At 60.6% G+C, this 22,856-nt stretch carries 17 protein-coding genes, 4 tRNA genes and 1 CRISPR repeat array; of the genes, 3 read left to right on the top strand and 18 right to left on the bottom strand.

What is annotated here, in order from left to right:
- Positions 1-311: 311 nt before the first annotated feature.
- The 10 genes from rplA to NOV21_RS08510 all read right to left on the bottom strand — a co-directional run bounded on the left by rplA (position 312) and on the right by NOV21_RS08510 (position 4,676).
- Positions 312-1,025 (bottom strand): 50S ribosomal protein L1, encoded by a 714-nt coding sequence (gene rplA / locus NOV21_RS08465; protein ID WP_283170617.1) that lies wholly within the window; start codon positions 1,023-1,025, stop codon positions 312-314.
- A gap of 58 nt (positions 1,026-1,083) precedes the next feature.
- Entirely contained in the window at positions 1,084-1,581 is a 498-nt protein-coding gene (gene rplK, locus NOV21_RS08470; protein WP_283170618.1) for a 50S ribosomal protein L11, read from the bottom strand.
- Positions 1,582-1,692: 111 nt separating this feature from the next.
- Positions 1,693-2,229 carry a transcription termination/antitermination protein NusG gene (gene nusG / locus NOV21_RS08475; protein ID WP_283170619.1) on the bottom strand — a complete coding sequence of 179 codons (537 nt, stop codon included), beginning with the start codon at positions 2,227-2,229 and terminating at the stop codon, positions 1,693-1,695.
- 6 nt (positions 2,230-2,235) lie between these two features.
- Complete coding sequence (gene secE / locus NOV21_RS08480; RefSeq protein ID WP_283170620.1) at positions 2,236-2,661, bottom strand: preprotein translocase subunit SecE; 426 nt, start codon at positions 2,659-2,661, stop codon at positions 2,236-2,238.
- Positions 2,662-2,751: 90 nt separating this feature from the next.
- Positions 2,752-2,827 (bottom strand) — tRNA-Trp (locus NOV21_RS08485).
- A 12-nt stretch (positions 2,828-2,839) separates the two neighbouring features.
- Positions 2,840-2,989, bottom strand: coding sequence for a 50S ribosomal protein L33 (gene rpmG / locus NOV21_RS08490; RefSeq protein WP_283170621.1), 150 nt, complete (start codon positions 2,987-2,989; stop codon positions 2,840-2,842).
- A gap of 116 nt (positions 2,990-3,105) precedes the next feature.
- Entirely contained in the window at positions 3,106-4,308 is a 1,203-nt protein-coding gene (gene tuf / locus NOV21_RS08495) for an elongation factor Tu (RefSeq protein WP_283170622.1), read from the bottom strand.
- Between the two features lie 119 nt (positions 4,309-4,427).
- Positions 4,428-4,504, bottom strand: a tRNA-Met gene (locus NOV21_RS08500).
- Positions 4,505-4,513: 9 nt separating this feature from the next.
- Positions 4,514-4,589: transfer RNA gene (locus tag NOV21_RS08505), tRNA-Thr, on the bottom strand.
- A 3-nt stretch (positions 4,590-4,592) separates the two neighbouring features.
- Positions 4,593-4,676: transfer RNA gene (locus tag NOV21_RS08510), tRNA-Tyr, on the bottom strand.
- Positions 4,677-5,005: 329 nt separating this feature from the next.
- On the opposite strand from NOV21_RS08510, the gene NOV21_RS08515 reads away from it, so the two are divergent.
- Positions 5,006-6,622, top strand: coding sequence for a sodium/proline symporter (locus NOV21_RS08515; protein WP_283170623.1), 1,617 nt, complete (start codon positions 5,006-5,008; stop codon positions 6,620-6,622).
- 93 nt (positions 6,623-6,715) lie between these two features.
- The gene (locus tag NOV21_RS08520) at positions 6,716-7,948 is read left to right on the top strand and encodes an aspartate aminotransferase type Ic (RefSeq protein WP_283170624.1); all 1,233 of its coding nucleotides are present in this window, start codon (positions 6,716-6,718) and stop codon (positions 7,946-7,948) included.
- 829 nt (positions 7,949-8,777) lie between these two features.
- Here NOV21_RS08520 and nifJ read toward each other — a convergent pair.
- The 6 genes from nifJ to NOV21_RS08550 form a co-directional block, all read right to left on the bottom strand.
- Entirely contained in the window at positions 8,778-12,329 is a 3,552-nt protein-coding gene (nifJ, locus tag NOV21_RS08525) for a pyruvate:ferredoxin (flavodoxin) oxidoreductase (RefSeq protein ID WP_283170625.1), read from the bottom strand.
- A gap of 139 nt (positions 12,330-12,468) precedes the next feature.
- A complete protein-coding gene (locus NOV21_RS08530) occupies positions 12,469-12,948 on the bottom strand; it encodes a very short patch repair endonuclease (RefSeq protein ID WP_283170626.1) in 480 nt (159 codons plus the stop codon).
- 4 nt (positions 12,949-12,952) lie between these two features.
- Positions 12,953-15,130, bottom strand: coding sequence for a cytochrome C oxidase Cbb3 (locus tag NOV21_RS08535; protein ID WP_283170627.1), 2,178 nt, complete (start codon positions 15,128-15,130; stop codon positions 12,953-12,955).
- A 74-nt stretch (positions 15,131-15,204) separates the two neighbouring features.
- A complete protein-coding gene (locus tag NOV21_RS08540; RefSeq protein WP_283170688.1) occupies positions 15,205-15,987 on the bottom strand; it encodes an ABC transporter ATP-binding protein in 783 nt (260 codons plus the stop codon).
- Positions 15,987-17,009: a FecCD family ABC transporter permease gene (locus tag NOV21_RS08545; protein ID WP_283170628.1), complete on the bottom strand. Its 1,023-nt coding sequence runs from the start codon at positions 17,007-17,009 to the stop codon at positions 15,987-15,989. Before NOV21_RS08545 ends, NOV21_RS08540 begins: the two co-directional genes overlap by 1 nt.
- A 23-nt stretch (positions 17,010-17,032) precedes the next feature.
- On the bottom strand, positions 17,033-18,172 hold the full coding sequence (locus NOV21_RS08550; RefSeq protein ID WP_283170629.1) for an ABC transporter substrate-binding protein: 1,140 nt from the start codon (positions 18,170-18,172) through the stop codon (positions 17,033-17,035).
- 587 nt (positions 18,173-18,759) lie between these two features.
- Positions 18,760-19,886: direct repeats of the CRISPR family, unit length 36 nt; unit sequence TAAGTATAACGCAATGAATGGAGACTGATTCTCAAC.
- A gap of 146 nt (positions 19,887-20,032) precedes the next feature.
- On the opposite strand from NOV21_RS08550, the gene NOV21_RS08555 reads away from it, so the two are divergent.
- A complete protein-coding gene (locus NOV21_RS08555) occupies positions 20,033-21,319 on the top strand; it encodes an IS256 family transposase (protein ID WP_283170630.1) in 1,287 nt (428 codons plus the stop codon).
- 281 nt (positions 21,320-21,600) lie between these two features.
- Here NOV21_RS08555 and cas2 read toward each other — a convergent pair whose 3' ends face one another.
- Together cas2 and cas1 are read right to left on the bottom strand one after the other, a co-directional pair.
- Positions 21,601-21,933 (bottom strand): CRISPR-associated endonuclease Cas2, encoded by a 333-nt coding sequence (gene cas2 / locus NOV21_RS08560; protein WP_346428534.1) that lies wholly within the window; start codon positions 21,931-21,933, stop codon positions 21,601-21,603.
- Positions 21,920-22,846: a type II CRISPR-associated endonuclease Cas1 gene (cas1, locus tag NOV21_RS08565; protein WP_283170631.1), complete on the bottom strand. Its 927-nt coding sequence runs from the start codon at positions 22,844-22,846 to the stop codon at positions 21,920-21,922. The genes cas2 and cas1 overlap by 14 nt, the downstream gene beginning before the upstream one ends.
- Positions 22,847-22,856 lie beyond the last annotated feature (10 nt).

Raw genomic sequence — 22,856 nt, forward strand, 5'->3', positions numbered from 1 at the left:
CCGCGGGCACGATGGAGCTCCTCGATAGGTACACGAGGAACACCGCCGTCGCGGCAAGCAAGGCGGAACGCAAGGATCGAGATCGCATGGTTCCAGGTCGTTCGCAAGGTATCCTCTCGGTAGAGAGGGGACCGCATCAAACGCCTTTTACGGAGAAGATGGAACCCCGATGGGGTTGCGCCCTCTTCCTTCGTCATACGCCGGCGCGCGGGCGCGTGGCGAAGGCGAGGGCCGGATCCCGCTGCCAGGACCCGGCCCTCTTCCAGAAGGGGCTTTCGATATAGCCCCTTCTGGGCAGTCGATAGGAAGAACTATTCGGGGGCGACCGTATAATTGCGGTTGACCGACGGATCGACCTTGATGGGAGCGCCCATCGTGCTCACCACGGTGACGCTCTTGACGTAGCGGCCTTTGGCGGCTGCGGGCTTCAGGCGGAGGATCTCGTCGAACAGCGCGCCGTAGTTTTCAGCCAGCTGCTCGGCGGTGAAGCTCGCCTTGCCCAGGATGACGTGGCAGATGCCGTAGCGATCGGCGCGGTACTCGACGCGACCGCCCTTGAGCTCGCCGATGGCCTTGGCCACATCGGGGGTGACGGTACCCAGCTTGGGGTTGGGCATCAAACCGCGGGGGCCGAGAACCCGGCCGAGACGGCCGACCTTGCCCATCTGGTCCGGGGTGGCGACGGCTGCATCGAAGTCGATCTTGCCGGCCTGCACATCGGCGACCAGGTCGTCGGATCCGACGATGTCGGCACCGGCTTCGCGGGCGGCATCGGCCGCAGCGCCCTCGGCGAACACGGCGACGCGGACGGTCTTGCCGCTGCCGTTGGGCAGGCTGATGGTGCCGCGGAGCTGCTGGTCGGCCTTGCGCGTGTCGATGCCGAGGCGGATGTGGACCTCGACCGTCTCGTCGAATTTGGCGGTCGCAGTCTCCTTCACCAATTCGAACGCGCTGATGGGGGCGTACAGCTTGGAAGCGTCGATCTTCTCGGCTGCGGCTTTCTGTCGCTTGGTCGGTTTAGCCATGTGAAATTCCTTTCGTGGTAGTAGCGGGCGATCGCCCTTCCACTGGTTTACCTATGCGCTACTCGGCGGGGGCGCCGTCGAGGATAGCCTGGAGCTTGCGGGAGATCTTGTACTCGGTCTTGGGAGCGCGGCCCTCGATCGAAACGCCCATGGAGCGGGCGGTGCCGGCGACGATCTCCATCGCGGCCTCGATGTCGTTGGCGTTCAGATCGGGGAGCTTGATCTCGGCGATCTCGCGGAGTTGGTCGAGGCTTAGCTCGCCGACCTTGCGGATCTGGGGCACGCCGCTGCCGCTTTTGATGCCGAGACGCTCCTTGATGAGCACGGCCGCCGGCGGGGTCTTGCACACGAAGGTGAAGGACTTGTCCTCGTATATCGTGATCTCGACGGGGATGATGGTACCGGACTGATCCTGCGTCTGGGCGTTGAACGCCTGGCAGAACTGCATGATGTTGACGCCCTGGGCGCCCAGGGCCGGGCCGACCGGGGGAGCCGGGTTTGCCGCGCCAGCCGGGATCTGAAGCTTGACGAAGCCGGTTTTCTTCTTTTCAGCCATGATTTAGTTTCCTAACCTCATGTTTCGAATAGTTCAATCTATCAACAAGCGCCCTGCCTGCGCGAGAAGCCCCTGTCCACCTGGGCGCGCACGCGACGCGTTGTTTCCTGCTTAGATGCTCGCCACCTGGTCGAAGCTCAGCTCGACCGGGGTCTCGCGGCCGAAGATGGAGACAAGGACTTTGACCTTGTTCGCCTCGGGCGCGACCTCCGATACGGTTCCGTCGAAATCGGCGAGCGGACCGGAGATGACCTTGACCGCCTGCCCGACCTCCAAGTTGGTTTCGGTCTTGCGGGGGGCCTCCACGCTCTTATCGGAGCGCTTCATGATCTTGTTGAATTCTTCCCGCGTCAGCGGAGCCGGGGAAGCCTGGCTGCCGACGAACCCCGTCACGCCCGGAGTGTTGCGGACTGCAGCCCAGCTGCGATCGTCAAGCTCCATGCGGACGAGCACGTAGCCCGGGAAGACCTTCTTGTCGGATTCGACGCGCTTGCCGCCCTCTTTGATCTCGGTGACGGTCTCCATCGGAATCTCGATGCCGAAGATGTTGTTTTCGAGCCCCATCGTTTCGATGCGGCTTTCAAGATTCTGCTTCACTTTGTTCTCGTACCCGGAATAGGTGTGAAGCACGTACCATTTCTTAGCCATGTACCCTTACGCCCCCAGAGAGGAAATCCCCAGCAGCAGCGGGGTGACAACAAGATTATCGAGAATGAACACGTAGACGCCGAAGAAGACGAGGGCGGCGACCACCACTCCCGTCCAGCGGATCACATCCTGCCGCGAGGGCCACGTGACGCGGCCGATCTCCTTGCGAACGTTCATGAAGAAGCCGTCCTTCTTGAAGAGGGAACGGGGCTTCTTGGGCTCCTTGGAGGGAGCCTTCGCAGGCGCGGCTTTCTTTTCGGGAGCCTTCTCCTCGGGCTTCGAGAAACGCTTGAGGAGGCTTTTCTTCTCCTCGGGTTTGCTTTCTTCCTCCGCCTCGAGAACCGCCTCGCTCTCCTGAACCGCCTCAGCGGCCTTGCGGGCCTGACGGCGAGCGGAGGCTTTGGCCCGTTGCGTCTTTGATTTTTTTGCCATGGCTACCTTTCGGTGGTTCTTCCGAACCCGAAATTTCATTCACTCTTAACGCCAAACAAGCAGCTTATGCAAAGCTGCTCGTAAACAAGCTGGCAGGCCAGGAAGGACTCGAACCCTCAACTTGCGGTTTTGGAGACCGCTGCTCTACCAATTGAACTACTGGCCTGTATGCAATCCCCTAGCGAGTCTCGCGATGCACGGTATGGTGCCCGCACCACTTGCAGTACTTCTTCAGTTCCATGCGATCGGGTGTGTTCTGCTTGTTCTTTTTGGTCGTGTAATTGCGGCGCTTGCACTCGGTGCAGGCCAAGGTGACCAACGTACGCATTCAAAACTCCTTATGGTTACAATTGAAAGCATCTGGAAGATCGCATGGTCAAGTTAAGCGGGAAGCAAGGGGCTTGCGCGATGCAAGCCCCTTGCCGGAATTTCGCAGAATCGAGGTTATTTGATGATCTCGGTGACGCGACCGGAACCAACCGTGCGGCCGCCCTCGCGGATAGCGAACTTCAGACCCTGCTCCATCGCGACCGGGTGAATGAGCTCGCCCTTGATCTCAACGTTGTCGCCGGGCATGACCATCTCGGTGCCCTCGGGCAGATGCACAACGCCGGTGATGTCGGTGGTGCGGAAGTAGAACTGCGGACGGTAGCCGTCGAAGAACGGGGTGTGGCGTCCGCCCTCCTCCTTGGTCAGAACGTAGATCTGGCCCTTGAACTCGGTGTGCGGGGTCACGCTGCCGGGCTTGCAGAGAACCTGGCCGCGGACGACGTCCTCGCGCTTGACGCCGCGGAGCAGAGCGCCGATGTTGTCGCCGGCTTCGGCGTAGTCGAGCAGCTTGCGGAACATCTCGACGCCGGTGCAGGTGGTCTTGGCGGTGGGGCGGATGCCGACGATCTCAAGCTCGTCGCCGACCTTGACCTCGCCGCGCTCGACGCGGCCGGTGACGACGGTGCCGCGACCGGTGATGGTCATGACGTCCTCGATGGCCATCAGGAACGGCTTGTCGTTGTCGCGCTCCGGGGTGGGGATCCACTCGTCAACCGCGTCCATGAGCTGCCAGATGGCTTCCTGGGCATCCTTGTCGCCTTCGAGGGCCTTCAGGGCGGAGCCGCGGATGATCGGGGTGTCGTCTCCGGGGAAGTCGTAGCTGGTGAGCAGCTCGCGAACCTCCATCTCGACGAGCTCGAGGAGCTCCTCGTCGTCGACCATGTCGCACTTGTTCAGGAAGACGACGATGTAGGGCACGCCCACCTGGCGGGCGAGCAGGATGTGCTCGCGGGTCTGGGCCATGGGGCCGTCGGTGGCGGCGATGACCAGGATGGCGCCGTCCATCTGGGCAGCACCGGTGATCATGTTCTTCACGTAGTCGGCGTGGCCCGGGCAGTCGACGTGAGCGTAATGGCGCTTGTCCGTCTCGTACTCGATGTGGGCGATGGAGATGGTGATGCCGCGCTCGCGCTCTTCGGGAGCCTTGTCGATCTTGTCGAATGCGGTGAAGTCGGCATGCGCGGTACCGTGGGACCCGTCGTTCTCGGACAGGGTCTTGGAAATGGCAGCGGTGAGCGTCGTCTTGCCGTGGTCAACGTGGCCGATGGTGCCGATGTTAACATGCGGCTTGGTACGCTCGAACTTTTCCTTAGCCATTGAAATCCTCCTTCAAAGGAATGCGCCCCGGGCGGGACGCACATGATGATGAGACAGTTTGAAATGACACTGACCTATGCGCATGCGAGCATGGGCATCGGGTCGTGGAATATTCGAAATGGTAGCGGTGACTGGATTCGAACCAGTGACGCCACGGGTATGAACCGTGTGCTCTAACCAACTGAGCTACACCGCCATGGATGCATGGAGCCCGCGACCGGACTTGAACCGGTGACCTCTTCGTTACCAACGAAGTGCTCTACCGACTGAGCTACACGGGCAAATGGTGGGGATACCTGGACTCGAACCAGGGAACCCAGAGGGAGCGGATTTACAGTCCGCCGCAGTTGCCGCTGTGCCATATCCCCATTTGCTTAACTTGTGCGATTTTCAAGCTGCATGCCCGCATACGAGCGCTTTCTCCCAAGCGAGCATGAGAATAATACGCGAGCTATTGGGGGCTGTCAACAGCCGACACGCCCCCGGGCGTTTCTTCATTAATCCTCCGCTTCGGCCCTCCGACGGCCTTTTTTCGGACTTTTTGACGGCCTTTCGACGGCTGGTCCGTGAAGCGCCTTTCATCCCCCCATTCCCGCTTTTCCGGCGGGTCTTCCCCCAAGATTACTCCACTCGGATAAAGCAAGCGCTATACTTCTGCAGTTACGTACGCAATGACCGCCTTTTCGGAAGAGGAACTATGAAAACGGGCGACACCCTCGTCATCATCGCGATTCTCATCTACTTCATCGTGGTGCTCACCATCGGCTTCATATACGCGAAGCGCTCGAACTCGTCGGCATCCGAATACTTCCTCGGGGGGCGCAAGGTGGGCCCGTGGTTCACGGCGCTTTCCGCGGAGGCGTCCGACATGTCCGGCTACCTTCTCATGGGGCTGCCCGGGCTCGCCTACTTCACCGGCGCCGCCGACGCGGGCTGGACGGCGGTGGGCCTCGCCATCGGCACGTATCTGAACTGGCTGCTCGTCGCGAAGAGGCTGCGGCGCTATTCCGTCGTCGCGAACGACTCCATCACGCTGCCCGGATTCTACAGCAACCGCTTCCATGACGAGAAGAACACCGTGGGCACCATCGCGGCGGCCATCATCCTCGTGTTCTTCTGCGTGTATACGGGCAGCTGCTTCGTCACCGTGGGCAAGCTGTTCAACACGCTGTTCGGCTGGGATTATTCGCTGATGATGGCGTTCGGCGCCATCATCGTGTTCCTCTACACCATGGTCGGCGGTTACCTCTCCGTGGTGGCAACGGACTTCGTGCAAGGATGCCTGATGTTCTTCGCTCTCGCCGTCGTGGTGATCGGATCCATCGCCATGGCGGGAGGCATCGGCAACACGGTCGCGTTTCTCACCGACATCCCCGGCTACCTTTCCATGACGCAGATGGCGACCCCCGCCCTCGATGCCGCCAAGGCGCAGCTCGTCGAGGACGGCCGGCCGCTCTTCGGCGACGCCTCCGAATACGGCATCCTCACCATCGTCTCCACCCTGAGCTGGGGCCTGGGCTATTTCGGCATGCCGCAGGTGCTCGTCCGCTTCATGGGCATACGCGGCGAGAGGGAAGTGAAGACGAGTCGCCGCATCGCCATCGTCTGGGTGGTCATCAGCATGTTCAGCGCCGTCATGATAGGCATCATCGGGCGATCCGTCCTCCCCACCCAGCTGCTCTCCCACTCGGCCGCGGAAAGCATCTTCATCGTGCTTGCCCAGATCATGCTCCCCTCGTTCATGTGCGGCATCGTCGTGTCGGGCATCCTGGCCGCCAGCATGTCATCCGCATCCTCCTACCTGCTCATCACGGGTTCCAGCGTGGCTGAGAACATCTACCGAAGCATCTTCAAGAAGGACGCGACCGACGAGCAGGTGCTCATCGTCTCCCGCATCACGCTCGCCGCCGTGCTGCTGCTGGGCATATTCATCGCCTGGGACGAGAATTTCGTCATCTTCACCGTCGTCTCGTATGCGTGGGCGGGCCTGGGCGCCAGCTTCGGCCCTCTGACGCTCTTCGCGCTGTTCTGGAAGCGCACGACCAAACAGGGCGCTATCGCGGGCATGCTCACCGGCGCGCTCACGGTGCTCATCTGGCACAACTTCATCAAGCCCTTGGGCGGCATCTTCGGCATCTACGAGCTTCTGCCCGCGTTCCTGCTGGGGTGCCTTGCGATCTTCGTCGTGTCGAAGCTCTCCCCCGGTCCGAGCCAGGAGATCCTCGATGACTTCGCCGCCTATGAAAGCCATGACATCGTGGCGGAGCGGAACATGGAGGTCGTGCTGGAGGACGGCATGACGCTGAACGATTAATTCTCCGCCTCGGGTGTAGACCGCCCCGCGGCTTCGTGCCAAACTAGAAACCCCGCGCGATGGGTAGCGGGGCGGTTTTCGGAAGGGAGAACGATGGGGACGCTGCACGCCGCATACGAAGATTGGAAAGCCCGGGGATTGGCGCTGAACATGGCGCGCGGCAAGCCCTCGTCGGCGCAGCTCGACCTGAGCCGCCCGATGCTCGATGTCCTTGCGGGCGATTCCGACCTCTCCGCGGTCGACGGGACCGACTGCCGCAACTACGGCGTGGGCACGGGCCTGCCCGAGGCGCGGGAGCTGATGGCCTGCATGCTCGATGACGACCCCGAGCACGTGATCGTGGGCGGTGAGTCCAGCTTGAACATGATGTACGATGCGATCGCGCGCCTGTGGTGCTTCGGCACGCATGGATCGACCCCGTGGGGCAAGCTGGATACCGTGAGGTGGATCTGCCCGATCCCCGGATACGATCGGCACTTCGGCATCACCGAGCTCTTCGGCATCCAGATGGCCAACGTCCCCTTGAACGAGGACGGCCCCGACATGGACGCCGTTGAGGCCCTGGCAGCGGATCCCGCCGTGAAGGGGATATGGTGCGTCCCTACGTACAGCAACCCCACCGGATGCACCTATTCCGACGAGGTGGTCGACAGGTTGGCGTCCATGCGGGCCGCGGATGACTTCCGCATCTTCTGGGACAACGCATATTGCGTGCACCACCTCTACCCCGCCCCTCGGCAGGACCATGTGAAGGATATCGCGCGCGCCTGCGTGGCCGCCGGCAACCCCGACCGCGCCTTCAAGTTCGCCAGCACAAGCAAGATCACGTTCCCCGGCGCCGGCATCTCGGCCCTCGCCTCGAGCGAGACGAACATCGCCGAAGCGGCGCGAATGATGAACGTGCAGATCATCGGCCACGACAAGCTCAACCAGCTCCGGCACGTGCGATTCCTGAAAGACGCCGAGGGCATCGCCGCGCACATGGCGAAGCACGCCGAGCTCATCCGCCCGAAGTTCGAGTTGGTCGAGAGGACGTTCGGCGAGCAGCTTCAGGGTCTCGGATGCAGGTGGACGACGCCCCGCGGTGGGTATTTCATCACCTTCACGGGACCTGAGGGCACGGCGAAGCGCATCGTGGAGCTCGCCAAGGAGGCGGGCGTGACGCTGACCGCAGCCGGCGCTCCGTTCCCCTACCATAGCGACCCCGACGACTCCGTCATCCGCATCGCCCCGACCCTCCCCTCCCTCGAGGATTTGGGCCAGGCGCTTCAGATCTTCTGCCTCTGCGTTAAGCTCGCCTGCGGGGAGGCATCCAACGCAAGATAGGCATCCTCGATCCATCCCAATCCGCGAATTAGTCGACTTTTGCCCCGCATCCATGGGGCAGCGGGACAACCGCCACCATCCGCGCTGTGAATCAGCTGGCATTTGATCCGATACTCACGATGCCCCTAGCGGTTTCGGCATCAACATGTGAGCTGACCGATCATCGGCCGGCTCGCATGGTTTTTGAGCGCCCCCAATAGCAGTTTGGGTTACACGATGCCGATAAATTATTATTCGCGGAGAAGATAACCGATTTTCTGCGTGGAATTTGGACTTAGGAGCCTTTTTTTTGTGAAAGCGCGCGGTATTTCGGGCATTTTCACCCGTCAATAGACTCCCAAAAAAATCCCGGATACAAACCCCCAGGTCGCAGAATTCGCGTCGGCAATGCACGAGAGTGCATGTGCTCCTAAGTCCAAAATCCATGCACAAATCGACTCATTTTCTCCGCGCGCTCCGATTGCCTCGGGTTTTTCGGACATCGGATTGTGGCACGCGCGCATGATTCCGCGATGGACGATCGCGTACCGAATCAGGGGCTATAGGCCGTTGATGCAAACGAAGCGTCCGTCGCTTGGAATCATAGGTGTCACGCTCCGGCTCGAAGAAAGGGACAACGACCGCCAATGGACGCTTGAAGAGACGGCAGGTTAGACTAAAGGGACTGACTCCGGAGGAGTTCCGGAACCAGTCCCTTGCGGCTTAGCCTTTTATTTATCGCGTCCAAGTTTTTGGGGCGCAGTTCATTTCGCGGGCGGGGCGTCGTTGCGAGCGTCGATCGACAGGGCGCCTCGTTCCCCCGGCGGGAACGCTAGGGGAACGCGTTTGGCTATGCGTCCGCGTACATGTCCTTCAGCTTCAGCAGGTGCTTGTAGCGGTTCAGCGCGAAGTCCTCGTTCTCCTCGAACAGGGTCTCGGCGCGATCCGGGAACTCGCGGGTCAGGCGGCTGTAACGCGCCTCGTTCATGAGGAACTCGCGGTACCCGCCCTTCGGCTCCTTGCAGTCGAGCGTGAACTTCTTGCCGGCCGGCGCGTCGGGGTTGAACCGGAAGAGGTTCCAGTACCCGCAATCCACGGCCTTCTTCATCTCGATCTGGCAATTCTTCATGCCGCCCTTGATGGAGTGCATCTCGCAGGGGCTGTATGCGATGATCAGCGACGGGCCGTCGTAGGCCTCCGCCTCGGTGAGGGCCTTGACCGTCTGGGCCTGGGTCGCGCCCATGGCGATCTGCGCCACGTACACGTAGCCGTAGCTCATCGCCAGCTCGGCGAGGCTCTTCTTCTGCACTTCCTTGCCGGCGGCGGCGAACTGCGCCACCTGGCCGATGTTGGAAGCCTTGGATGCCTGCCCGCCCGTGTTGGAGTAGACCTCGGTGTCGAACACCAGGACGTTGACGTTCTCGCGGCTCGCCAGCACGTGGTCCAAGCCGCCGTAGCCGATGTCGTACGCCCAGCCGTCGCCGCCGAAGATCCAATAGCTCTTCTTGGAGAGGAACTTCTTGCGGGCGATGATGTCCCGGGCCGCCTCGCCCACCTGGGCGTCGCCGACGATGCCCTCGAGCGCGGAGGCGAACGCCTTGGAGGCCCCGTCGCTCGCGGCGCTATCCTCGCGGGTGTCGAGCCATTCCTGGGCCGCGGCCCTCACGTCGGCGGGAACGTCGGCATCCAAGATCCGCCGTGCCTCGAGGGCGAGCTCGTGGCGCACCGCCTCGTGGCCGACGCGCATGCCCAGGCCGAATTCGGCGTTGTCCTCGAACAGGCTGTTGCACCAGGCAGGGCCGCGACCCTCAGCCGTGGTGGTGTACGGGGACGTCGCCGCGGGGTTGCCCCAGATGCTCGAGCAGCCGGTTGCGTTGGCGATGTACATGCGGTCGCCGAACAGCTGAGTGACCAGGCGGGCGTAGCTGGTCTCGGCGCAGCCCGCGCACGACCCGCTGAATTCGAGCAGCGGTTTCTTGAACTGGCTGTCCTTGACCGTGGTGCCCGTGGTCTCCGGCTTCTCCACGACGTCCGCCACGCAGTAATCGAAGATCTTCTGCTTCGGCAGCTCGCCGCCGGTGGGCTTCATGACGAGCGAATCCGTGGGGCAGGTGCTCACGCAGACGCCGCAGCCCATGCAGTCCAGCGGGCTCACGGCCAGGGTGTACTGGTAGCCCTTGCCCTTGACTTTCGGGCCCTTCGCGTCGAGCAGCGGCGTCCCGGCAGGAGCGGCGGCCGCCTCCTCTGCGGAAAGGATGAAGGGGCGGATGGTCGCATGCGGGCACACGAACGAGCATTGGTTGCACTGGATGCACGTATCGGGGTTCCACGATGCGACGTTGACGGCGAGTCCGCGCTTCTCGTATGCGCTCGCGCCCAAGGGCCACTGGCCGTCGGCATGGTTCGCGAAGGCGGACACCGGCAGGCGGTCGCCGTCCATCTTGCCGACTGGCTGCATGATCTCGGTGACCATCTTCACCAGCGCGGGATCTCCCGCCAAAGGCTCGGCGTCGGCATCGTCGACGGCGTTCGCCCACTCGGCGGGCACGTCGACCTTCACGAATGCGGTGGCGCCGGCGTCGATGGCCTTGTGGTTCATGTCGACGATGTCCTGCCCCTTCTTCAGGTAGGACTTCGTGGCGGCGTCCTTCATGTACTGCAGGGCCTCTTCCTGCGGAAGCACGCCGGCGAGCGCGAAGAACGCGCTTTGCAGCGTGGTGTTGGTGCGCTTGCCCATGCCCACCTTCGCCGCGAGGTCGATGGCGTCGATGATGTAGAGCTGCACGTCGTTCTGCGCGATGTAACGCTTGGTTTCGGCGTTCAGGTGCTGCGAAAGCTCGTCGGCGCTCCACTGGCAGTTGATGAGCAGCGTGCCGCCCGGCTTCACGTCCTGGGCGATGCGGAAGCCCTTGACCAGGTAGGCGGGCACATGGCACGCCACGAAATCGGCTTTGGTCACGTAGTAGGGGCTTCGGATGGGGTTGTCCCCGAAGCGCAGGTGGCTGATGGTCACGCCGCCCGTCTTCTTGGAATCGTACTGGAAGTACGCCTGCACGTACTTGTCGGTATGGTCGCCGATGATCTTGACGCTGTTTTTGTTCGCGCCCACGGTGCCGTCGCCGCCGAGGCCCCAGAACTTGCACTCGATGGTGCCGGGGGCGGAAGTGTTGGGGCAGTTCGGGTCTTCAAGCAGGCTGAGGTTGGTCACGTCGTCGACGATGCCCACGGTGAACTCGCGTGCGGGCCGATCCTTCTCAAGCTCGTCGAAAATGGCGAAGGCGCTGGAGGGAGGTGTGTCCTTGCTGCCGAGGCCGTAGCGGCCGCCCACCACGGTGATGCCGGTTTTGCCGGACTCGTACAGGGCGTTGATGACATCCTGGTACAAGGGCTCGCCGATGCTGCCGGGTTCCTTGGTGCGGTCCATGACCGCGATCTTCTCCACGGTTTCGGGGAGCACGCCCACGAAATGCCCGATGCTGAACGGGCGGTACAGGCGCACCTTCACCAGGCCCACCTTCTCGCCGTGGGCGTTCAGGTAGTCGATGACCTCTTCCAGCACGTCGCAGAAGCTGCCCATGCACACGACCACGCGGTCGGCGTCGGGCGCTCCGTAGTAATTGAACAGGCCGTAATCGGTGCCGAGCTTCTCGTTCACCTTGCCCATGCATTCTTCCACCACGGCGGGCAGGGCATCGTAGACGCCGTTGCAGGCCTCGCGGTTCTGGAAGAAGATGTCGCCGTTCTCATGCGTGCCGCGCATGGCGGGATGCTCCGGGTTCAGCGCGTGATCGCGGAACGCCTTCACGGCATCGAAGTCGCACATGTCGGCAAGGTCGTCGTAATCCCACACGGCGATCTTCTGATACTCGTGCGAGGTGCGGAAGCCATCGAAGAAGTTGAGGAACGGCACGCGACCCTTGATGGCGGCAAGATGCGCGACGGCCGACAGGTCCATCACCTCCTGGACGTTGCCTTCGGCCAGGAGCGCGAAGCCGGTCTGGCGGCAGGTCATCACGTCGGAGTGGTCGCCGAAGATGTTCAGGCTCTGCGTGGCGACGGTGCGCGCCGACACGTGGAACACGGCGGGAAGCTGCTCCGCGGCGATCTTGTACATGTTGGGGATCATGAGGAGCAAGCCTTGGGAGGCGGTGTAGGTGGACGTGAGGGCGCCCGCGGTCAGAGAGCCGTGCACGGTGCCCGACGCGCCGCCTTCGCTCTGCATCTCGACGACGTTGACGGTGGAGCCGAAGATGTTCTTCCGGCCGTTCGCCGCCCACTGGTCGACGAAGTCGGCCATGGGGCTGCTGGGGGTAATGGGGTAGATGCCCGCCACCTCGGTGAACGCATAGGAAACATGCGCGGCGGCGGTGTTGCCATCCATTGACTTGAATTCTCTCGCCATACAACCTCTCCTTAGACGAAATGACCCTCGCATCCTATCAAGACGGAGTCCAAGACGATTTTACCGCATCGTCAGGAGCATCAGTTTTCGGCAAGCGGATTAATGTGTGGATGCACGGTGAAGAAGGACATCCCGGCGGCTATTGTTGTCGCAGCTCCTTGCCGAGTTCGCGCGCGAGCAGCGGGAACAGGGCGGCGCAGGTCTCGTCCAGCTTGGCCTTCTTCAGCTGGCATTCCCACACCACGTGCACCCTCCACCCCGCCTGCTGCAAGGCGAGTATGTTGGCAACGTCGCGCTCCTGGTTGCGGTTGAATTTCAGCGTCCAGTACTCGATGTTCGATCGGGGGGCGCGCGGACGGCAGTATGGGCACCGATGCCAGAAGCAGCCGTTCACGAACAGGGCCACCTTCTTGCCCGGCCAGGCGATATCGGGATGCCCCGGCGCCTTCCATTGCAGGCGGTAGCCGCCCAGGCCCACCTCCCGCAGGCGCGCGCGCATCAACAGCTCGGGCTTGGTGTCGGCGCGCTTGTTGCCCTGCATCGACCTATGCACGGCGGGGCTCACCGGAGAGCGCTCCCCGCTTTCCCGATCCGGCCGTCCGGCAGCTTCCCCGACCATGCCGTTACGCCCAGAACATGAACGGACGAATGAGGGCCGTGTATGCCCAGGGGTACGCATCTGAATACCAACCGGTTTCCGCGACGAAGAACAGCAGGAAGCTGTACGCAATGCTCAAGGCGACCAGCACAGGGAGCACCTTCATGCCCGTCTGGTACCCCGAGCTCCCATGGTCCATGTTCTCGTTGAGGATGAACAGGGTCAAGACGTTCACCATCAGGAACATCACGCTGAAGTCGGCGTAGTAGCGCTGCAGGATACCCGCCATCTCCGCATCCATGAGGGCGATGGCGATGCCGCCGAACAGCAGCACCATCATGACCCCGGCCGTGGTATGGGTGGCGCGCGTGTGAACGCGCATGGCCATGGCGCGCCCGACGAACGGCAGCACCCACAGGATCGGCAGGCAGGCGAAGATGCCGCCGAAGGTGACTTCCTTAATGGTCTGGCCCATGTACAGGGTGTCGAAGATGGCAGGCTGCAGGTACGGGAACACGCCGGTGGTGGTGGGCGTCTGAAGGAAGAACGCGAACAGCGCCGGCGCCAGGCGGCCCAGGTCCCATCCGCGTTTCGTCATATCGTTGGTGGTGAGGTTGTAGTTGCTGCCGAAATCGGTGAAGCTGCCGAACCGCGCGTGGTTGTACATCATGATGCCAGCACCCACGATGGCGTAGGGCGCGATCAGGCAGGCGAATTCGATGGCGCCGCGCTTGGTCAGCATGCGCCGCTCCGTGACGTAGCGCCGCCAGAACAGGGGGAACGCGATCAGCGAGAGCAGGACGAGCTGCGGACGGCACCCCACGACGAGCGCCATGCACAGCGAACCGCCCAGGTACCAGCCCCAGGGGCGCTCCGAGCTCCTGCCGCGCATCCACAGGTACAGGCCCCACATGGAGAACGCGAGCGCCATCATGATCGGCAGGCTGTAGAATGTCGGGAATTTGACCAGATACACAATGCCGCAGCAGAATACGAGCGGGATCTGCAACAGCAGGTACAGCCCCAGGTTCACTCGCTTGAAATGGTAGCGGGCGAAACGGTCGAGCAGGGCCGTGCACCCGAGGATGAAGGCGACCGCCGCAAGCCACACGCCCACCGCCGTCGGGAAACTTCCGCCCGTGGCGAGGTAGTACGGCAGGTAGAACACCACTTCGGGCACCACGCCGAAATAGACGTAGTAGTGCCCCTTGTAGTAGGCGGTATCCCACAGGCAGTCCTCGCCGGTCTCCTTCTGAAGCTCGTCGCGCGCGCCCTTGTCGTAGGGGTTGTCCATCTGCTTCAACCAATCGGGCGGTTCGACCTCCAGGTACAGGTGCCCGTTCGCCATGGCCTCCGCGAGCATGGCGTATTGCTGGGAATTCAGCCCGCCGACCTCGTAGGTGGTCACCACGCTCGTCTTGTTCCAGGATCCGTAGTTGTAGTTGTGCGTCGCGACGCCCACCATGTTGCTGCCCGTGAACAGCATCGCGCTGATGAGCCATATCTCGAAGAGGTTCGCGATGATGGTGCAGGTCTTCGCCACGTGCGGATGGTGCACCATGTGGATGTGGTAGATGGTCGAACCGGGCCGGAACATGTAGATGAGGGCGATCACCGCGAGCGCCAAGGCGAAGCGCCCGAGGTCGAAGCGGAACGGGAAGGTGTTGTTCAGGTACACCGTCTTGATCTTGATAGGGTAGCTGACCTCGTCCCCCACCACCTCGATGCGGAGGTTCTGGGTCATGCCGGTCGTGGCGAGCTTGATGTACTCGGTGCCGTCGTCGTTGGTGGTGAGCGTGCGCTCGGGCACGCCGGCGGAATATTCGGTCGAATCGAAGTACGTCTCGTGGCCGCTGTCGGTGAACTGTATCTTCACCTGCACGTTCTGCGCCGCCTGGGAGCCGTCGAAATCGATGCGGACGTTCTTGACCTCCTTGTTCAGGCGCGAGAACTCGATCACGTGGTTCGCCTCGGTCAGCTTGTACGTCTCGTCGGCGTTCTGGTCGAGGGCGAGCTGCGATTCCATGTTGATGCAGTCCAGGCCGCGCGTGGCCCAGTGGTTCATGTTGAAGGCGAAGATCTCGAGCAGGGCGGCCGTGAGGAGCAACGCGAGCGCGACGCGCACGTAGTGCACGGTGAGCATGCCATGATGGTGCATGAACGCACGCATGGCCTGGCGGAATCTTTCCCACGTCGTTTGCATATCGGTTCATTATAGGGGAAAACGCCGTGCCGGCGCATGCGGGCAGGAGGCTGGCAGCCGCTCGCCCACCCCCTTCACGAACGACAAAGCGGGCCGGGGACGCACACCTTGCGCAACCCGATGCGCTCGACATGGACCTCGATATCGTAAAGCCGCCCCATCGATTCGTCTGTGATGATGTTCTGCGCCGAATCGACCGCACGGATCTTCCCATCCGCCAAAATGGCGCACGTGCCGTGCAGCAAGAGCGCATGATCGGGGAAATGCGTGGTCATGAGCACCCCCATGCCACGGGCGCGCAACTTCTCCACCAACTCGATGAACTTATACTGGTTCCCGAAGTCGAGATGCGCGGTGGGCTCGTCCAGGATGAGCAGCTCGGGATCTTGCGCCAACGCCGAGGCGATCATGACCAACTGGCGCTCGCTGCCCGAGATATCGGTATAGGGCTTGCCGGCGATATGCGCAATGCCCAGGTACTCGAGCTGCTCCATCGCGCACGTGCGCTCATCTGCCCCCGGGTTGGCAAGCCGCCCCATGCGCGACGTGCACCCCATGGTAACCACGTCGAGCACCGGATAGCCGAAGCTGGAAGCATGGCTTTGGGGGATGTAGGCGATCTTGCGGGCAAGGTCGCGGGCCTTCCAGCTCTGCACGGGAACGCCATCGACCAGCACTTCCCCGCCGGAGGTGCGATAGGCGCCTATGATGCATTGCAGCAGCGTTGATTTGCCTTGCCCATTGCCGCCCAAAATGCAGAGGACATCAGGGGATTCGTATGAGAAGGTGATGCCGTCCAATACCTTCCGCGCGTCCGGGGCATATGAGAAGTTGACATCATCGACTTCGAGCCGCATCACCAGTTCACCTTCTTTTTATAGATGAAGTAGAGGAACATGGGGACGCCGATGATGCCGGTGATCACGCCGATGGGTATCTCGGTCGCGGTCAGCGTGCGGCATATGTCGTCGATGACCAGCAGATAGCATATGCCAAGCGATGCCGATGCGGGGACGAGCCGCCGGAAATCAGGGCCGACGAGCATGCGTGAAAGATGGGGGATCACGATGCCCACCCATCCGATGATGCCCGAGATCGACACCACGAGCGCCGTGAGCATCGAGCTCGCGCCGATAACGACCGTGCGGTCGACCCGCACGTTCACGCCGAGGGAACGCGCTTCCTGGTCTCTCATGGAGAGCACGTTGATGCGCCAGCGAAACAGGATGATCACTACCATGCACAGGGTGTAAAGCGGCAAGATGCGCGCGATCTCATCGATGCCGACTCCGGAAAGGGTCCCCATGATCCAGTACACTATCTGCGGCAGCTTCTCGGTGGGATCGGCCACGAACTTGAGCAGCGAGACGAGCGACGCGAAAAGCGAACCGATGAGCATGCCGGCAAGCACCAGGGTTACGGTGTCCTTGCGCCCGCGGGCCGCGATCAGAAACGTGAGCCCCACGGCCAAAAGCCCGAAGCACACGGCGAAAAGCTGTATGCTCGCCGCGCCAAGCGACATGATGATGGCAAGCCCCGCCCCGAAGCCCGCCCCGTTGGAGACGCCCAAGGTATAGGGGGAGGCGAGCGGGTTCTTGAAGATGCCCTGGAACACGGCGCCGGCGACGGCGAGCCCCGCACCGACGAGCGACGCAGCCACCACACGGGGCAGCCGCGTCTGCATGACCACGCTGGTGGTAAGGTCGCCCATGTCGCCTGAAGTGCCTGCCATGGCACCGAGGACGATCGACCACACATCCCCAAGGGGCACTTGGTAGGCCCCTATCGAGAGAGAGAAAAAGAAGATGGCGATGGGGAGGATGACGAGCACGGCGCCTGCGGCCGTCCTCCACAACCTGGTTTTAACGGCGGTCTCCATAACGGGAATGGCCTATGTGCTCCTTATTCCACGGTACCCGTGAAGTCGATGCCATAGAAGGTCTTGTAGAACTCGTCCGCATGGCTCTTGACCTGCGCGGCGGAAATGAGATTGGGATACAGGACATGAGCCATCCACATCTCGCCCAGGGCAATGGAATCGGCATCGGGGTTGCCCCAGGGTTTCGTCCAATATGGCGCGTTCACGACCTTGCCGTTCTTCACGGCATCGAGCGCGGCATATTGGGCATCGGTGGTGATGGTGGTGTAGTCGTCGTAGCGATCTTGCGTGATGATGATATCGGGCGACCACGATGCCACCAACTCGGCGTTGTAGTCGGTGTTCCCCTGAACGCCGGCTGCCGCCACCGCATTCGTGGCGCCCGCGCGAAGCAGCATGCAACCGACATACTTGTCGTTGCCGTATGCTATGCCGCCGGCCAACACCGCAGCAGCGGGACGCTCGTTATCACCGAGCCCGCCGACGGCCTTCTCGACGATATCGCGGCTTTCCTTGCAGAATTCCCACAAACGGCTTGCCTTGTCAGACGCGCCAGCCAGCTTGCCGAGCGTCTCGATGGCCCATTTGCAGCCCTCGGTATAAGCGGCGTCTGCGTTGGCCAGGCGCGGATTCTGAGCCTCCGCCTGCTTGCCCTCGCCGCGCAGGGAGACGACCACGACGGGGATGCCCAAGTCGCGAACTTGCTTGATGGCATCTTCGGGCGCCTGCGATGCCGCGATGACCACATCCGGCTTGAGCGAAGCGATATTCTCGACGTTCCATTCCTTCAAGCCACCGGGCGTGGGCATGCTCTCAATACCGGGGAACACGTCGGTCATGTAGTTGCCTAGATTCTTCCTCCACCCATCGACCACACCCACGATGCGTTCCTGCGCGCCCAATTGGCACAGGATATCCAGCGAATGATGCTGCAGGACGACCATGCGATCGCAGGGAGCGTTTACCTTCACATCGTTGCCGTTTTGATCGGTAAACGACCACTCCTCTTTTGAAGACGAGCTTGTCGCCTTGGCGGGCTCGGCATCAGAGGCACCCGAAGAACAGCCAAACAAGGAGAAAACCGCAAGCGAGCCCACCCCGACTGCTGACAGCTTCAGAAAACCCCTTCGATCGAAATTAGTCGGTCCGCTCGGCTTGCTCATATTCGCTCCCATCTTTCTGCGTTGCAATGCGCCTCTCACCTTGCCCGGTTAGAGACGATACGTAATTATAGTTCGTGGACTATATATTTATCGAGAATTATATTTACTTAAGGATATCGAACGAAAGCCGGACGCGACCCTGCCAGCACCGGATTGAAATCGCAGTTGGGGGTACGCTAATTTGCAACAAGCGTGGAAGATGGGTTGACGTTGACCCGCAATACTGCGATTTGGGATTGCCCCCTCGTGTGCGGGGAACATACCCCGATTGCCATCTTGCGGCACGGCACGTCGCCATACCCGTCACCATGGACAGCGTATCCACCCAGCCCGCGATCAGACGAAGGGGCCTCTAGGCCCGAGGGTCTGAACTAGCAGTTGGGATAGTGTGGGGCATATCGTCTACAACCATTTCTGTATTCGGCCCCGTAATATTTGGCAGACAAATAGCCCACCCAGCTAATTTTTCTCTTCGCATTCGTATGCAAAAGAATAATGCAAGCACCCGAAAAAAAACCCTAAGCAGTGGAGCTACCTGGGTATTTATAAAATACAACCAATATCGCGTTCATAGTCGCAAATCTGCGTAAGTATAACGCAATGAATGGAGACTGATTCTCAACCAGACCTACGCGTTCGCGAACCCGCACGATAAGTATAACGCAATGAATGGAGACTGATTCTCAACATTGCGTCGCAGGCGTGGTCGTCCTCCTTTAAGTATAACGCAATGAATGGAGACTGATTCTCAACTCTTTCGGCACGTGAAGCTCGTTCTGCAATAAGTATAACGCAATGAATGGAGACTGATTCTCAACTTCTCGAACGTGAGCCTGATTCGCTCTCTAAGTATAACGCAATGAATGGAGACTGATTCTCAACCTCGAACTGAGCGTTGGTGAACTGCCTTTAAGTATAACGCAATGAATGGAGACTGATTCTCAACTCTTGGCTTCCGTCCCAGTACCACACCTTAAGTATAACGCAATGAATGGAGACTGATTCTCAACCAGATGAGCAACATCGTCAACGGGAAACTAAGTATAACGCAATGAATGGAGACTGATTCTCAACTGCCCACCGACAGGCTCGTTAACGTCAATAAGTATAACGCAATGAATGGAGACTGATTCTCAACGTGTCCTCATCGACCTTGCGTAGGTTCCTAAGTATAACGCAATGAATGGAGACTGATTCTCAACTCGCGGCCCGTGTATTCTTCCTTATCATTAAGTATAACGCAATGAATGGAGACTGATTCTCAACAAGTCAATCATCGTCTACGCCATGCGAATAAGTATAACGCAATGAATGGAGACTGATTCTCAACCTCGAACTGAGCGTTGGTGAACTGCCTTTAAGTATAACGCAATGAATGGAGACTGATTCTCAACTGAAGGAGATGGCTGCGCACCTCCGCAGTAAGTATAACGCAATGAATGGAGACTGATTCTCAACTACTTCGCCCCGTTCCGTCCGCGCCCTCTAAGTATAACGCAATGAATGGAGACTGATTCTCAACATGCGCCATATCGTTTACGACGGAATCGTAAGTATAACGCAATGAATGGAGACTGATTCTCAACTCTTGTGTCTCATCGATAGCGATTCCTGTAAGTATAACGCAATGAATGGAGACTGATTCTCAACACTACAACGCGGGCGATTTGACCGTGGCTAAGTATAACGCAATGAATGGAGACTGATTCTCAACAGGTATTTCCCGAGCCGCCGATCGCGTGCCGAATGTTGGTGTAACGGCTGTTCAGCGGATGCATTGATTGCATGAAGCGGAACGGCCATCGTCTAGAATCGTCAATTGCTGAAGTTGATAGATTCATGAGAAAGGCGATGACCGCAATGGCCAGTTTACTTCACGACGGCACCATCGTGCCCGAGATTCCCGGATTCGACGACGGCATGGTGGACATGGGGGAGCTGATCCGCACGATGGCGGAGTCCCTCGTCAACGAGATCATGGACGCTCAGGCCGACGACGCCTGCGCCGAGGGCAACATGCGCAACGGCTACCGCGAGCGCAGGCTCGTCACCAGCGTGGGCGCGATCACGCTGCGCATCCCCAAGCTGCGCATGGGCACCTACTTCCCGGAGGACCTGCTGGTGCGCTACTCGCGCGTGGACCGCGCCGTGGTGGCCGCCGTGAGCGAGATGGTGACCAGCGGCGTCAGCACCCGCAAGGTCGAGCGCGTCGCGCAGACCATGGGCATATCGCAGATGAGCGCCAGCCAGGTTTCCAGGATCTGCGAGTCACTCGACGACACGGTGGCCGACCTGCAGGGGCGCGACCTGTCCGGCCTGCGATGGCCCTACCTGTGGCTGGACGCCACCTACATCAAGTGCAGGGACGCCGGCCACGTCTCGTCCACCGCGGTGGTCACCGCAATCGCGTGCGGCGAGGACGGCTACCGCAGGCTCGTTGGCCTGGACGCCATCGACACCGAGTCGTACCCGGGGTGGCTCTCCTTCCTCGAGTCGCTCAAAGCCCGCGGCATCGAGGGCGTGGTCTGCGTGACCAGCGACGCCCACGAGGGGCTGAAGGCCGCCATCGCGGACGTGTGGCCCAAGGCGGCGTGGCAGAGGTGCATCGTGCATCTGGAGAGAAACGCCGCAAAGCACGCAGGCAACCAGGCCCAGAGGGCCGCCATCTTCCGCATCCTGCATACCGTGTTCGCGGAGTCCGACCCCGCGCTCGTGCGCGAGCTCTACCACCTGGCGTGCGACGAGATCCGCTCGTTCTGCGCGCAGGCGGCCGACATCCTGGAGGACGCCGAGCCGGACGCGCTGGCGTACCTCGACTTCCCCTACGAGCACCACAGGCGTCTGCGCACAAACAACGTGCAGGAGCGCACCAACCGCGAGATCAAGCGCCGCTCCCGGGTCGTGCAGGTGTTCCCGTCCAGGAAGGCGCTCATCAGGATGGCCGGCGCCGTGCTGGCGGAGAAGGACGAGGAGTGGGCGGGAAGGCGCTGGTTCACGGAGGCGTCCACCATGCAGGCTTACGAGGACCCGGAGCGCCGAAAGCCGACCCCGGAGCCCACGTACGAGGGCACGGCCGCGGAGCAGGCTGCCAGGATCATAGACCTGGTCTTGAAGACGGACGTTGACTTGGGGAGGAGAGCCGCATAAGATGGCGAGGTCTTAGAGACAAGCCGGTTCCAGATGATTCTCGGTTTGCTCGGACGGCCTTCGGCCGCCCTCCCAAACCGAGGGTTACACCAACGTTCGCGACACTACCGAGCCGCCATCGATCAATAAGTATAACGCAATGAATGGAGACTGATTCTCAACTCGATCGTCGCCTGCCGCTTGATGCGGTTAAGTATAACGCAATGAATAGAGGGCCGACCTTGCGCCTAACGTGCCATTCAACGACCGTCGCGAGATATCACACGCATTGAATTCAACACCTAGAACAACTGTAGCTGATCAGGTCTAGACTCAGGTTGCGTGGGCTTCTTTGATACGAAGCGAGTGGCGTTCGCCCATTGGCAATCGGTTAAATGGAAAATCCGGACCTCGCCATTTGCGGGAAGTGAGGCCCTGATAATTCTCTCAATGGAATTGTTGGTATGGATCGAGGGCGAATATTTCCCGTACACGCTATATTGAAGCATTGCGAACCCTGAGTCCACCAGAAGCTTTCTAAACTTTGTAGCATCGTGCCGCTGAGCTTTCGTTTCGGTTGGAAGGTCAAACATCACAACGCACCACACGGCATCATACTTCCTATCTGCAGACATCTAGCACCTCTTGAGGCTTCCAAATCGGGACCTCCAGAAAAGCCTCTTCCCCTTCTACATATCGACCGTACGCCTGTGCAAATTCGGTCATAACAGTCGGGATAGTCTTCCCGTCAGAATCGAATTTCCGCACGGTCGCATCGTGAAGGTGGTGCTTAATATCAGAATCGAGTGCCGTGCATCCTTCTAAATCAGCGACAGCAAGATCAACCGCAGGCCTGAAAGGCTCAATAAGATCATCAGCTAAGGCGAATGCGTTTTGTCTGCTTCTATGGTACAACCCTAACGCAGGCGCAAGCCCTGCAGCGAGGACAGCCCGAACGCTGTGGCCTCTGAGAATCGTGTACGCGTAATCGAGCATCGAGTTTAGCGGATCGGACCTAGCGCCCGGCGCTCTCGAAAAGTTTTCGAACAAGAACAGGGAACTCCAGTACGCACGAGCTGCGCGACCTTCAACATTAGAGACATCGCCGGACTTTACGGATCGCGCCATAACCGCGACGCCATCCGCATGCACCCTTTGCAGGAGTGCTAGGTTATTCGATTGACCAACAACCTTGGCTTTGACAATGCGCATCCATGCATTCTTTGAGCGAGGAAGGCTTAACCCGGCTTGAGCCCTCTGCCTTGCTGCAACTCGACCATGGGCATCTATCCACGGATACATGCCTGATACCGGCATACCTTTCCAATCGCAATGCAAAACAACGATGTCGTTCTGTGCAAAGTGGAACATCACTCCGGCACCGATTCGAACCCCGATGCCGATAAAGGCTATTGCTACGTCACTAAGAGATACGGGGGTGCATCCTGGAGGATCGGAAGAGCAGACAAGCAGTTTGCGGCTGCTTTTATCGAATCTCAGCTCGCCCTTGAAGGCGGTGAAATCAAGAACTCGCCAATTCCCAGGCATTCCGCATCAC

The organism is Curtanaerobium respiraculi, from assembly GCF_024609215.1.
In the GTDB taxonomy this organism is placed as follows: Bacteria; Actinomycetota; Coriobacteriia; order Coriobacteriales; family Eggerthellaceae; genus Curtanaerobium; species Curtanaerobium respiraculi.